The organism is Pseudomonas sp. MB-090624, assembly GCF_003205245.1.
Lineage (GTDB): Bacteria > Pseudomonadota > Gammaproteobacteria > Pseudomonadales > Pseudomonadaceae > Aquipseudomonas > Aquipseudomonas juntendi.
Genome location: NZ_QJRK01000001.1, coordinates 56,772 through 68,302, shown reverse-complemented (window position 1 = coordinate 68,302; position 11,531 = coordinate 56,772). Strand labels below are relative to the sequence as shown.

13 protein-coding genes are annotated in these 11,531 nt (G+C 60.0%); 4 read left to right on the top strand and 9 right to left on the bottom strand.

The window, feature by feature from the left end:
• The first annotated feature begins 30 nt into the window (after nucleotides 1–30).
• Nucleotides 31–624 carry a phosphoheptose isomerase gene (locus DMX12_RS00325; protein WP_029887793.1) on the top strand — a complete coding sequence of 198 codons (594 nt, stop codon included), beginning with the start codon at nucleotides 31–33 and terminating at the stop codon, nucleotides 622–624.
• Nucleotides 621–1,199, top strand: a complete 579-nt coding sequence (locus DMX12_RS00320) for a BON domain-containing protein (RefSeq protein ID WP_009684429.1) — start codon at nucleotides 621–623, stop codon at nucleotides 1,197–1,199. Before DMX12_RS00325 ends, DMX12_RS00320 begins: the two co-directional genes overlap by 4 nt.
• 223 nt (nucleotides 1,200–1,422) lie before the next feature.
• Here DMX12_RS00320 and DMX12_RS00310 read toward each other — a convergent pair whose 3' ends face one another.
• From DMX12_RS00310 to rplM, 7 genes are all read right to left on the bottom strand, one after another.
• Entirely contained in the window at nucleotides 1,423–1,854 is a 432-nt protein-coding gene (locus tag DMX12_RS00310; RefSeq protein WP_110675630.1) for a ClpXP protease specificity-enhancing factor, read from the bottom strand.
• Nucleotides 1,855–1,864: 10 nt separating this feature from the next.
• Nucleotides 1,865–2,488 carry a glutathione S-transferase N-terminal domain-containing protein gene (locus tag DMX12_RS00305; protein ID WP_009684431.1) on the bottom strand — a complete coding sequence of 208 codons (624 nt, stop codon included), beginning with the start codon at nucleotides 2,486–2,488 and terminating at the stop codon, nucleotides 1,865–1,867.
• 115 nt (nucleotides 2,489–2,603) lie between these two features.
• Nucleotides 2,604–3,383, bottom strand: coding sequence for a cytochrome c1 (locus DMX12_RS00300; RefSeq protein ID WP_029886542.1), 780 nt, complete (start codon nucleotides 3,381–3,383; stop codon nucleotides 2,604–2,606).
• A complete protein-coding gene (locus DMX12_RS00295; protein WP_029886541.1) occupies nucleotides 3,383–4,594 on the bottom strand; it encodes a cytochrome bc complex cytochrome b subunit in 1,212 nt (403 codons plus the stop codon). The genes DMX12_RS00300 and DMX12_RS00295 overlap by 1 nt, the downstream gene beginning before the upstream one ends.
• Nucleotides 4,594–5,187 carry a ubiquinol-cytochrome c reductase iron-sulfur subunit gene (petA, locus tag DMX12_RS00290; protein ID WP_009684434.1) on the bottom strand — a complete coding sequence of 198 codons (594 nt, stop codon included), beginning with the start codon at nucleotides 5,185–5,187 and terminating at the stop codon, nucleotides 4,594–4,596. The genes DMX12_RS00295 and petA overlap by 1 nt, the downstream gene beginning before the upstream one ends.
• 262 nt (nucleotides 5,188–5,449) lie before the next feature.
• A complete protein-coding gene (gene rpsI, locus DMX12_RS00285) occupies nucleotides 5,450–5,842 on the bottom strand; it encodes a 30S ribosomal protein S9 (protein ID WP_003260797.1) in 393 nt (130 codons plus the stop codon).
• Between the two features lie 14 nt (nucleotides 5,843–5,856).
• Nucleotides 5,857–6,285: a 50S ribosomal protein L13 gene (gene rplM / locus DMX12_RS00280; RefSeq protein ID WP_003251819.1), complete on the bottom strand. Its 429-nt coding sequence runs from the start codon at nucleotides 6,283–6,285 to the stop codon at nucleotides 5,857–5,859.
• A gap of 258 nt (nucleotides 6,286–6,543) precedes the next feature.
• Here rplM and DMX12_RS00275 point away from each other — a divergent pair, with 258 nt between their 5' ends.
• Both DMX12_RS00275 and DMX12_RS00270 read left to right on the top strand, forming a co-directional pair.
• On the top strand, nucleotides 6,544–7,584 hold the full coding sequence (locus DMX12_RS00275) for an NADP(H)-dependent aldo-keto reductase (RefSeq protein WP_110675628.1): 1,041 nt from the start codon (nucleotides 6,544–6,546) through the stop codon (nucleotides 7,582–7,584).
• Between the two features lie 369 nt (nucleotides 7,585–7,953).
• Nucleotides 7,954–8,874 (top strand): GlxA family transcriptional regulator, encoded by a 921-nt coding sequence (locus DMX12_RS00270; RefSeq protein ID WP_172828420.1) that lies wholly within the window; start codon nucleotides 7,954–7,956, stop codon nucleotides 8,872–8,874.
• 120 nt (nucleotides 8,875–8,994) lie between these two features.
• On the opposite strand, the gene zapE is transcribed toward DMX12_RS00270, so the two are convergent.
• Together zapE and DMX12_RS00260 are read right to left on the bottom strand one after the other, a co-directional pair.
• A complete protein-coding gene (zapE, locus tag DMX12_RS00265) occupies nucleotides 8,995–10,089 on the bottom strand; it encodes a cell division protein ZapE (protein ID WP_029886538.1) in 1,095 nt (364 codons plus the stop codon).
• Between the two features lie 84 nt (nucleotides 10,090–10,173).
• Entirely contained in the window at nucleotides 10,174–11,523 is a 1,350-nt protein-coding gene (locus tag DMX12_RS00260; RefSeq protein ID WP_110675626.1) for a tryptophan--tRNA ligase, read from the bottom strand.
• Nucleotides 11,524–11,531: the final 8 nt, after the last annotated feature.

Here is an 11,531-nt window from a genome sequence, read left to right as displayed (position 1 = left end):
AAAGGCCACCGCCCCATTTAAGGTCACCAGATGGACATGCAATCCCGAATTCGCCGGCTGTTCCAGGCCAGCATCGAAACCAAGCAACAGGCGATGGACATCCTGGCACCGCACATCGAGCAGGCCAGCCTGGTCATGGTCAATGCGCTGCTCAATGAGGGCAAGATGCTCGCCTGTGGCAACGGCGGCTCGGCCGGCGACGCCCAGCACTTTTCCTCGGAACTGCTCAACCGCTTCGAGCGCGAACGCCCGAGTTTGCCGGCCATCGCCTTGACCACCGACAGTTCGACCCTGACGTCGATCGCCAATGACTACAGCTATAACGAAGTCTTTTCCAAGCAGATCCGCGCACTGGGCCAACCGGGCGATGTTCTGCTGGCGATCTCCACCAGCGGTAACTCGGCCAACGTGATCCAGGCGATCCAGGCCGCGCATGACCGCGAAATGATTGTCGTAGCAATGACGGGGCGCGACGGCGGCGGCATGGCCTCGCTGCTGCTGCCAGAGGACGTGGAAATCCGCGTACCTTCGACAGTGACCGCGCGCATCCAGGAAGTCCACCTGCTGGCGATCCACTGCCTGTGCGACCTGATCGACAGCCAACTGTTCGGGAGTGAAGAATGACCCCTATGCGCCTTGGCCTGCTGGCCCTGACTCTGTGCCTGAGCGTTACCGGCTGCAGCTCGGTACTCACCTCTGCCCGCAATTCGCCCATTGAAGACGACCGCGGCACGCGCACCATCGGCAGCAAGATCGACGACTCGCTGATCGAAACTAAAGCCGCGGTCAACATCTCCAAGGCCAACCCGGACCTGGACAAGGGCTCGCACATCGTTGTCAGCAGCTACAACGGTATCGTCCTGCTCGCTGGCCAAACACCACGCGCCGACCTCAAGAGCCTTGCCGAGCAAACCGCCAGCCAGGTTCAACGGGTGAAAAAGGTGCACAACGAGCTGCAGGTCATGCAGCCGTCTTCGATTCTGGCGCGCAACAACGATGCCTGGCTGACCACCAAGATCAAGACCCAGATGCTGACTGACAGCGCCGTGCCCAGTTCGCGAATCAAGGTCATTACCGAGAACGGTATCGTCTACCTGCTCGGCCTGGTGACCCAGCAGGAGGCCAATTCCGCCACCGCCGTAGTACAGGGTGTATCGGGTGTGCAAAAAATCGTCAAACTCTTCGAGTACATCGACTGAGGAACCCTGGGCCGGCAAGGCAACAATCCCGGCCTAAAAAAGGCGACCCTTCAAGGTTGATGCCTGTCAGTCAAGCGTTATTGGGGCTGCTTTGCAGCCCTTCGCGGGCACGCCCGCTCCCACACGCGATTCCATGTGGGAGCGGGCGTGCCCGCGAAGGGCCGCAAAGCGGCCCCAAATTACTTAACTGCTGGCATTAACCCTACAAGGTCGCCTTTTTTTACTACTTGACCACTTTCAGGCTTGGTCGACCAGTCGGGCGCGGCGGCTGGCCACCACCTTCTGGCGGGCCATCGTCATCCGGCTGCACATCATCGTCTTGCAGGTCATCGCCATCCGTCAGCGGCTGCTCCAGCTCGAAGACCATGCCTTGGCCATTTTCGCGGGCGTAGATGCCCAGGATGGCGCCAACCGGCACGAACAGCAAATGGGTCACGCCACTGAAACGGCCCTCGAAACTGACCGCGTCGTTATCCATGTGCAGGTTGCGCACAGCACTTGGCGAAATATTCAGGACAATCTGGCCATCATTGGCGAAACCATCCGGTACCTGCACCTGTGCGTATTCGGCATTGACCAGCATATGGGGCGTGCAATCGTTGTCGACGATCCACTCGTACAGTGCTCGAACCAGATAGGGGCGACTGGAGTTCATCAACGGCTCCTTAAAGCTTACGCATTTCACGTTCTACAGAGGACAGGCTCGCCTGGAATGGCTCGCGGGCGAACTGGCGCTCCATGTAATCCAGCAGCGGTTTCGCTTGCCGGGGCAACTCGATGCCCAACACTGGCAGGCGCCAGAGTATGGGCAGTAGACAACAATCGACCAGGCTTTGCTCATCGCTCATGAAACAGGCGAACTCATTGAACAATGGCGAAACACCGGTCAGGCTTTCGCGCAGGGCCTTGCGCGCTTCACTTCGGGCAGCCTCGCTGCTGCGCGAATCGAGCACGCTATCGGCCAGGGCACACCAGTCGCGCTGAATGCGGTGTATCAGCAAACGGCTGTTGCCGCGCGCAACCGGGTATACCGGCATCAGCGGCGGGTGCGGGTAACGCTCCTCGAGGTATTCCATCACCACGGTCGATTCATACAACGCCAGGTCACGGTCGACCAGGGTCGGCACACTGCCATACGGGTTGACCTCGGCCAGCCTGGGCGGCAGGCGCGCCGGATCGACATCGATGACCTGCACGCTGACACCCTTCTCGGCCAGCACCAGGCGTACCCGATGAGAATAATGGTCAGCGGGGTCGGAATAGCAGGCTAACCTGTTGGTTGCGCCCATGTAGCGGCTCCTCGCACGAGATGCTGTGCAACTTTAAATGAAAACGCGCCCGGGGCATCCTGGCATTTCTGCCAGGCGCCCCGGGCGCGTTCAACAACCAGAAATTACTGCGTGATCAGTGCACGTCCTTCCAGTATTCACGCTTGAGCAAATAGGCGAATACGAAGAAGAAAGCCAGGTACAGCAACACATAGGTACCGATGCGCTGGCTTTCCAGTTTGACCGGGTTGGCCGAATAGGCCAGGAAGGTCACCAGGTTCTTGACCTTCTCGTCGAACTGCTCGGCGGTCAGGGTACCGGATTTCGGCGTAACGGTCAGCTGGTCACAGGCTTCATGGGTAATCGGGCTACCGGTCAACGGGTCGAATTGCTTCTTCCCATCGGTCACCGTCTGCACCTGCTTGCAGCCAATTACCTGGTTGCCCTGCAGGCCGACCAACACGTTGGGCATGCCGACGTTCGGGAACACCTTGTTGTTCACCCCATAAGGCCGCGAGGGGTCCTCGTAGAAACTGCGCAGGTAGGTGTACAGCCAATCGGTACCACGCACCCTGGCCACCAGGGTCAGGTCGGGCGGCGCGGCACCGAACCAGGTCTTGGCGTCTTCGGGCTTCATGCCGATCTGCATGTGATCACCGATCTTGGCCCCGGTAAACACCAGCTTTTCGAGCATCAGCTCGTGGGGGATGCCCAAGTCATCGGCCACACGCTCGTAGCGTTGGAACTTGGCACTGTGGCAGCCCATGCAATAGTTGGCGAACGTCCGCGCGCCGTCCTGCATGGCGGCCTTGTCGGTCAGGTCGATATCGACCTTGTCCAGTTCCAGCCCGTGTTCGGCAGCGAAGCAAAAGGCAGGCATCAGTGCCAGCAAAAATACTGCAATCAACTTTTTCATCAGCCAGTCACCCTTTCCGGAACCGGTTTGGTCTTCTCGAGCCTTGTGTAGAACGGCATCAACAGGAAGTAGGCGAAGTACAGCACCGTGCACACCTGCGACAACAGCGTGCGCCCAGGTGTCGGTGCCAGCACGCCCAGCACGCCGAGGATGACGAAGGCCACGCAGAACACCAGCAGGAAGAGCTTGCTGATCCAGCCTTTGTAACGCATGGAACGCACCGGGCTGCGATCGAGCCAGGGCAGTACGAACAGCACCGCAATCGCCGCCCCCATGGCGATCACACCCATCAACTTGTCAGGCACCGCACGCAAGATGGCGTAGAACGGTGTGAAGTACCACACAGGGGCAATATGTTCCGGGGTCTTGAACGCGTTGGCCTGCTCGAAGTTCGGCTTTTCCAGGAAGTAACCGCCCATTTCCGGGAAGAAGAACACCACCGCACAGAACACGAAGAGGAACACCACCACGCCGACAATATCCTTGACGGTGTAGTACGGGTGGAACGGAATGCCATCGAGCGGAATGCCGTTTTCGTCCTTGTTCTTCTTGATGTCGATGCCATCGGGGTTGTTCGAACCCACTTCGTGCAGGGCAAGAATGTGCAGCACCACCAGGCCGAGGATGACGATAGGCAGGGCGACCACATGCAGGGCGAAGAAGCGGTTCAGGGTAATGCCGGAGATCAGGTAGTCACCACGAATCCATTGGGTGAGGTCGCCACCAATCACCGGGATGGCACCGAACAGCGAAATGATGACCTGGGCACCCCAGTAGGACATCTGGCCCCACGGCAGCAGGTAACCCATGAAGGCCTCGGCCATCAGCGCCAGGTAGATCAACATGCCGAACAGCCAGACCAGCTCGCGGGGCTTCTGGTAGGAGCCGTAGAGCAGGCCGCGGAACATGTGCAGGTAAACCACGATGAAGAACGCCGAAGCACCCGTGGAGTGCAGGTAGCGCAGAATCCAGCCATATTCGACGTCACGCATGATGTACTCGACCGAGGCGAATGCCTCTTCTGCCGAGGGCGTGAAGCTCATGGTCAGCCACACACCGGTGACGATCTGGTTGACCAGCACCAGTAATGCCAGGGAGCCAAAGAAATACAGGAAGTTGAAGTTCTTGGGCGCGTAATACTTGCTCAGGTGATCTTCCCACATCTTGGTCGCGGGGAAGCGAGCATCAATCCAGTCCATGAACTTGCTCATCATGCTTTCTCCTGGTCGACGCCGATGACGATGATATCGTCCGACTCGTACGAGTGCGGCGGTACGGGCAGGTTGAGTGGCGCCGGCTGCGACTTGTAGACACGCCCAGCCAGGTCGTAGTGGGAGCCGTGGCACGGGCAGAAGTAGCCACCCACCCATTTAGGGCCCAGGTCGGCTGGCGCAACCTCCGGGCGGAAGGTGGGCGAGCAGCCCAGGTGCGTGCACAGGCCGACGAGAATGAGGATTTCCGGCTTGATGGAGCGGACTTCGGGGTCGACATAGGTCGGCTGCACCGAAGACTTGGAATCGGGATCAGACAATTCGCCGGTAATTTTCTTCAGGTTACCGAGGATCTCCTCGGTGCGCCTGACGATGAACACCGGCTGGCCTCGCCACTCGGCTACCATCTGCTGCCCGGCCTCGACCTTGGCGATATTGACCTTCACCGGTGCTCCCGCGGCTTTCGCCTTGGCACTGGGAAACCATGACCCCACGAACGGTACCGCAGCCCCCACTGCTCCCGCTGCCCCGACCACGGATGTCGCGGCTACGAGGAAGCGGCGCCGGCCTGCGTTGACGCCGTCATTGCTCATTCAGTCCTCTCCCATCAGCTTGCTTGGCCTGTTGAACCAGGCCTGTACTTAGGTTGTGTCTGTGGCACTAAAATTTGGTCGCCATGGTAAGAAACAAATCCACACACTGACAAGGGATTAGCCGGGCAAGGGCCCACTACCAGCGCTTTGCTTGATCTGCGTCTATGCGACGAGCGGCCACAGACATGCTGACAGGTTAGTTCAAGGCAAAAAAAAAGCCCGGTTCCAAGGAACCGGGCTCTTTTCGACTGCCGAAGCGGTATTAACGCTTGGAGTACTGAGGACGCTTACGCGCTTTACGCAGACCCACTTTCTTACGCTCGACTTCACGAGCGTCGCGGGTGACGTAGCCAGCACGACGCAGAGCGCCACGCAGGGTTTCGTCGTATTCCATCAGCGCGCGGGTGATACCGTGACGGATCGCACCGGCCTGACCGCTGACACCACCACCGGAAACGGTGACGTAGATGTCGAACTTCTCAACGGTTTCGGTCAGCTCGAGCGGCTGACGAACAACCATGCGAGCGGTTTCGCGACCGAAGAACACGTCCAGAGAACGGTTGTTGATGGAGATGTTACCAGTACCCGGACGCAGGAATACGCGAGCGGTTGCGGTCTTGCGACGGCCAGTGCCGTAATTTTGAGTCGCCGACATAATGAACTATCCCGTTAGATCTTCAGTTCTTGAGGCTGCTGAGCAGTGTGTGGGTGAGCAGCACCCGCGTACACTTTCAGCTTACGGTACATGTCGCGACCCAGCGGGTTCTTAGGCAGCATGCCTTTGACCGCGGTTTCGATAACACGCTCAGGGGCCTTGGCGATCAACTTCTCGAAGTTAATTTCCTTGATACCGCCCGGGAAACCGGAGTGGGAGTAGTACATCTTGTCGGAAGACTTGGCACCAGTCACACGAACCTGTTCAGCGTTGATAACGACGATGTAGTCGCCGGTGTCAACGTGAGGGGTGTATTCTGGTTTGTGTTTGCCACGCAGACGGGTAGCGATTTCGGTAGCCAGACGACCCAGGGTCTGGCCAGCGGCGTCGACTACGAACCACTCGCGCTTTACTGTTTCCGGTTTAGCAGTAAAAGTTTTCATTCTCTAAAGCCTCAGAGGCCGCCCAGCGAAAAATAGACGGCGAATCTTACTGGATAGTGCACAGCTTGCCAAGGGCAAGCGCGCAGCCGAACACTGACGCTTTTGGGGGCTCGGGTCGGGCACGCCAATATTCGACGGGGTTCTTCCTGCGTGATGGTGCATCACTTCCGCCACGCGGAGAGGGGCTGAATTATCCAGATTGCGCGAGAAATTTCAACCTGCTTTGATGAGCTTCCATTGCCAAGGAGTGTTTACCCGATGGAATACCGCCAGCTCGGCCGAACCGACCTCAACGTCAGCGCCCTGTGCCTGGGCACCATGACCTGGGGCGAGCAGAACGACCAGGAAGAGGCTTTCGGCCAAATTGCCCGGGCCAAGGCCGCGGGGATCAACTTCATCGACACGGCCGAAATGTACCCGGTGCCGCCACGTGCGGAAACCTACGCCGCTACCGAGCGCATCATCGGCAACTGGTTCAGGGCCAACGGTGACCGGGATGACTGGGTGCTGGCCAGCAAGGTTGCCGGCCCCGGCAACGGCATCAGCCACATCCGCGATGGCCAGCTCAAGCACAACCGCCAGCACATCGTCGCGGCGCTGGACGAGAGCCTCAAGCGCCTGCAGACCGATCGCATCGACCTGTACCAGCTGCACTGGCCGGAACGCAGCACCAACTTCTTCGGCAAACTGGGCTACCAGCACCTGCCGCACGATCACTTCACGCCGCTGGAAGAAACGCTGGAAGTGCTGGACGACCAGGTACGGGCGGGCAAGATCCGTCATGTTGGCCTGTCCAACGAAACGCCGTGGGGCACCATGAAATTCCTGCAACTGGCCGAAAGCCGGGGCTGGCCACGGGCGGTGTCGATCCAGAACCCGTACAACCTGCTCAACCGCAGCTTCGAGGTGGGCCTGGCGGAAGTCGCCATTCGCGAGCAATGCGGTTTGCTGGCGTACTCGCCGCTGGCATTCGGCATGCTGTCGGGCAAGTACGAGAACGGCGCTCGGCCGGAAAACGCCCGCCTGACCCTGTTCAGCCGCTTTGCCCGCTACTCCAACCCGCAGACCGTGGCCGCCTGCAGCCGCTACGTGCAGCTGGCCCGCGAACACGGCCTGGACCCGGCACAGATGGCCCTGGCGTTCGTGACGGGCCAGCCGTTCGTGACCAGCAACATCATTGGCGCTACCAGCCTGGAGCAACTGGACAGCAACCTGGCCAGCGCCGAGCTGCACCTGAGCGACGAGCTGCTGGCGGCGATCGAAGCCATTCACCAGGCGCAGCCGAACCCGGCACCTTGATCAGAGCTGCAAGCTGCAAGCTGCAAGCTACAAGCTACAAGCTACAAGCTGCAAGCTGCAAGCTGCAAGCTACAAGCTGCAAGCTACAAGCTGCAAGCTGCAAGCTGCAAGCTGCAAGCTGCAAGCTGCAAGCTACAAGCTACAAGACAGAGCGGTCCGCATGCTGACCTGCTTTATCTTGCAGCTTGAAGCTTGAAGCTTGAAGCTTGAAGCTTGACGCTTGCAGCTCGACCAAAAAAATAAGACGATCCAGCCGGTGATTGACCACTCTACCCTATAAGAACAATGACAATGATGTTTACCCAACCCCCCGCGTCGCTGCGGCGCGTCAGCATCCTGGCCATTGACAAGGTGTTCGCTTCGACCTTGATGCAGGCCAAGGACTTCTTCCACCTCGCCAGCCTGCGCTACGGCAAGCAGCTGGGCCTGGGCTTGCAGCCCATGTTCGAGATCCGCCTGGTGAGCCCCGATGGCCTGCCCGTGGACAGCTTCAGCAATGTTCAGCTACCGGTCGACGGCGGCCTGGATGACGCCGATGTCATCATCCTGCCAGCCTACTGGGACGACTTCGACAACCTGCTGCAACGCTACCCACAGGTGCTGCCGTGGCTGCGTAACCAGCACGCCCGCGGCGCGGTGCTGTGCGCCGAGGCCAGTGGCGTGTTCTGGCTGGCCGAAAGTGGCCTGCTCGACGGCAAGGAGGCGACCACCTACTGGCGCTTCTTCAGCAGCTTCGCCGAGCGCTTCCCGAAGATCCGCCTGAACCAGGACAAGCACCTGACCGACGCCGACAACATCTATTGCGCTGGCGGCGCCACTTCGGCCTGTGACCTGTACATCTATCTGATCGAGCGTTTCTGCGGGGCCAATGTGGCCCGTGCGGTGTCGCGCGACATCCTCTACGAAGTGCAGCGCAACTACACGCCGGGGCGCATGGGGTTTGGCGGGCAGAAGCTGCATCAGGACCTGATCATCCTGCAGATCCAGCACTGGCTGGAAGAGCACTTCGCGGACAAGTTCCGCTTCGAGGATGTGGCCCGCAACCACGGCATGAGCATCCGCAACTTCATGCGCCGGTTCCAGGGGGCGACCGGCGACAAGCCGCTGCACTACCTGCAACGGCTGCGGATCGAAACGGCCAAGGGGTTGTTGTCGAGCACGCGCAAGAGCATCAAGACCATCAGTTACGAGGTCGGTTACGACGATGCCAGCTTCTTTGCGCGGCTGTTCCGCCAGCATACCGAGTTGTCGCCGAACCAGTACCGGCAGCAGTTCATGCAGGAGGCTTGAGGGCTTCCAGCAGCGGCAAGTTTCTAGCTGCAAGCTACAAGACAAAGCAAAAAGCCGGAGCAGCTCGTGGCCTGCTCCGGCTTTTTCTTGAGGCTTGCAGCTAGAAGCTTGCCGCTGATCTCAGGGCTTGTGCGCCCGAGACAGGAACTCGTGCGACTGCATCTCCAGCAAGCGGCTCAGGGTACGCTGGAACTCGAAGCTCAGGCGCCCACCGGTGTACAGGTCTTTTAGCTCCACCTCAGCCGAGATGATCAGCTTGACATTGCGGTCGTAGAACTCGTCCACCATGTTGATGAAACGCCGCGCGATATCATCGGTGGTCACCCCCATCTGCTCGACATTGCTCAGCAGCACCGCGTGGAAGATCTTGCCCAGCTCGATGTAGTCGTTCTGGCTACGCGGCCCGTCGCATAATGCCCGGAAGTCGAACCAGGCAACGTCGTCGCACGTACGCAAGGCATTGATCGGGCGGTTCTCGATCATCAGCACGTCATTTTCGACCGCCTGGGTGCATTCCGGGGTCAGCGCCTTGAAGCTGGCACGCATGCTTTCGTGCGCTGCCTCATTGAGCGGGTAGTGGAACAGTTCGGCCTGCTCCAGATGACGCAGGCGGTAGTCCACGCCGCTGTCGACGTTCACCACGTCGGTGTACTGCTTGATCATGGCGATGGCCGGCAGGAAACGCGCGCGCTGCAGGCCGTCCTTGTACAGGCCGTCGGGCACGATGTTGGAGGTGGCGACCAGCGACACGCCGTTCTTGAACAGCTCTTCCATCAAGGTGCCGAGGATCATCGCATCGGTAATGTCCGAAACGAAGAACTCGTCGAAGCAGATCACCTTGGCCTCTTCGCTGAAGCGCTTGGCAATGATGGTCAGCGGGTTCTTCTCACCCTTGAGGGTCTTCATTTCCTCGTGCACACGCTTCATGAAGCGGTGGAAGTGGGTGCGCATTTTCTGCTTGAACGGCAGCGCCTCGTAGAAGGTATCGACCAGGTAGGTCTTGCCCCGCCCTACTCCACCCCAGAAGTACAGGCCCTTGACCGGGGTCTGCTCCTTCTTGCCGAACAGCTTGCCGAATACCCCTGGCTTGTTGTTCTGCGCCTGTACCAGGTCGTCGTACAGGCGCTGCAGGTGACGCACAGCAGTTTCCTGCGCCGCGTCATGGAAGAAGTCGGGACGTTTCAGATCTGCTTGATAGCGTTCTAAGGGAGTCATGATTCGTTAGCGAGGCAACAAAAAACGGGCCGTCACTGTAGCGACCGGCCCGCTTTATGGCAATTGGAGTTGCGGCGAATTGCCTCAGTCCTGTTGTGGGGTCAGGGCTTCGTGCAGGCTTCGAATGGCTGCATCCCGCGCTTCTGCGCTGGCGAACTGCGGCCCGTCGGCAACCTGTTCACCGTTGAGCCACAAGCCGAAACCCAGGCCCTGCACACGCACATCGGCCTCAGCACCCTGCTGCAGTTGCTTGCTCACCGCACCTGCACTCTTGCCGTCGGCAAAGCTGCGCGACAACAGCAGTTGCTCACCGTCGGCGGCCAGCAGGCGGAAGCGGAAGCTGCCGTCCTCATCACGGAAGCTGACGAAACGCGCGCTCTTGGCGGCCTTTTTCTTCACTTCGGTACTGGTTTGCACGCTGCTGCGGAACGAGCGCAGGCCAACCGCCTCGCGCAGTTGCTCCAGGAACGGGGTGGCAATCTTGCGGGCCTTGGCGGCCCCCGCCAGCAGGATATCCTCAAGGTCGGCCGGGCGCGCGATCAGCTGGTGGTAGTGCTCGCGTTTTTCCGCCAACTGACCGTCCAGCAACTGGAACAGGCGCTGCTTGGCATCGCCCCAGCCCAGGCCCTGCAACAACTCGTCGCGGAACCCGGCGCACTGTTCTGGCGTGGCGAAGGCCTGGTAGAGGGTGAACAGGTGCGAAGTGTCCGGGTCCTTGGCTTCGCCAGGCGCACGCGAATCGGTCACGATGCGCGAGATGGCGTCTTTCATGTCCTTGGCGCTGGTGAACAACGGAATGGTGTTGTCGTAGCTCTTGGACATCTTGCGCCCGTCCAGGCCCGGCAGGGTCGCCACGCTTTCTTCGATCACCGCCTCTGGCAGGGCGAAGAAGTCCTTGCCTTGGCCGAACAGGTGGTTGAAACGCTGACCGATGTCCCGGGCCATTTCCACGTGCTGGATCTGGTCGCGGCCCACCGGCACCTTGTTGGCATTGAACATCAGGATGTCGGCCGCCATCAGCACCGGGTAGCTGAACAAGCCCATGGTCACGCCGGCATCCGGGTCTTCACCGGCTTCCACGTTCTTGTCCACCGAGGCTTTGTAGGCATGTGCACGGTTGAGCAGGCCTTTGGCTGCAACGCAGGTCAGCAACCAGGTCAATTCGGGGATTTCCGGAATATCGGACTGGCGGTAGAAGGTCACCTTGTCGGCGTCCAGGCCACCGGCCAGCCAGGTGGCGGCGATTTCCAGGCGCGAGCGCTGGATGCGCAGCGGGTCGTCGCACTTGATCAGCGCGTGATAGTCGGCCAGGAAATAGAACGAGTCGACACCGGGCTGCTGGCTGGCACGGATCGCCGGGCGGATGGCGCCGGCGTAGTTGCCCAGGTGCGGAGTGCCGGTGGTGGTGATACCGGTGAGAATGCGCGTGGTCATGGGTGTTC

Excerpts from the sequence above, each read along its gene's own strand:
- DMX12_RS00325 (WP_029887793.1), top strand. The coding sequence starts at position 31 with ATGGACATGCAATCCCGAATTCGCCGGCTGTTCCAGGCCAGCATCGAA.
- DMX12_RS00320 (WP_009684429.1), top strand. The coding sequence starts at position 621 with ATGACCCCTATGCGCCTTGGCCTGCTGGCCCTGACTCTGTGCCTGAGC.
- DMX12_RS00310 (WP_110675630.1), bottom strand. The coding sequence starts at position 1,854 with ATGAACTCCAGTCGCCCCTATCTGGTTCGAGCACTGTACGAGTGGATC.
- DMX12_RS00305 (WP_009684431.1), bottom strand. The coding sequence starts at position 2,488 with ATGGGCGCAACCAACAGGTTAGCCTGCTATTCCGACCCCGCTGACCAT.
- DMX12_RS00300 (WP_029886542.1), bottom strand. The coding sequence starts at position 3,383 with ATGAAAAAGTTGATTGCAGTATTTTTGCTGGCACTGATGCCTGCCTTT.
- DMX12_RS00295 (WP_029886541.1), bottom strand. The coding sequence starts at position 4,594 with ATGAGCAAGTTCATGGACTGGATTGATGCTCGCTTCCCCGCGACCAAG.
- petA (WP_009684434.1), bottom strand. The coding sequence starts at position 5,187 with ATGAGCAATGACGGCGTCAACGCAGGCCGGCGCCGCTTCCTCGTAGCC.
- rpsI (WP_003260797.1), bottom strand. The coding sequence starts at position 5,842 with ATGTCGGCGACTCAAAATTACGGCACTGGCCGTCGCAAGACCGCAACC.
- rplM (WP_003251819.1), bottom strand. The coding sequence starts at position 6,285 with ATGAAAACTTTTACTGCTAAACCGGAAACAGTAAAGCGCGAGTGGTTC.
- DMX12_RS00275 (WP_110675628.1), top strand. The coding sequence starts at position 6,544 with ATGGAATACCGCCAGCTCGGCCGAACCGACCTCAACGTCAGCGCCCTG.
- DMX12_RS00270 (WP_172828420.1), top strand. The coding sequence starts at position 7,954 with ATGCAGGCCAAGGACTTCTTCCACCTCGCCAGCCTGCGCTACGGCAAG.
- zapE (WP_029886538.1), bottom strand. The coding sequence starts at position 10,089 with ATGACTCCCTTAGAACGCTATCAAGCAGATCTGAAACGTCCCGACTTC.
- DMX12_RS00260 (WP_110675626.1), bottom strand. The coding sequence starts at position 11,523 with ATGACCACGCGCATTCTCACCGGTATCACCACCACCGGCACTCCGCAC.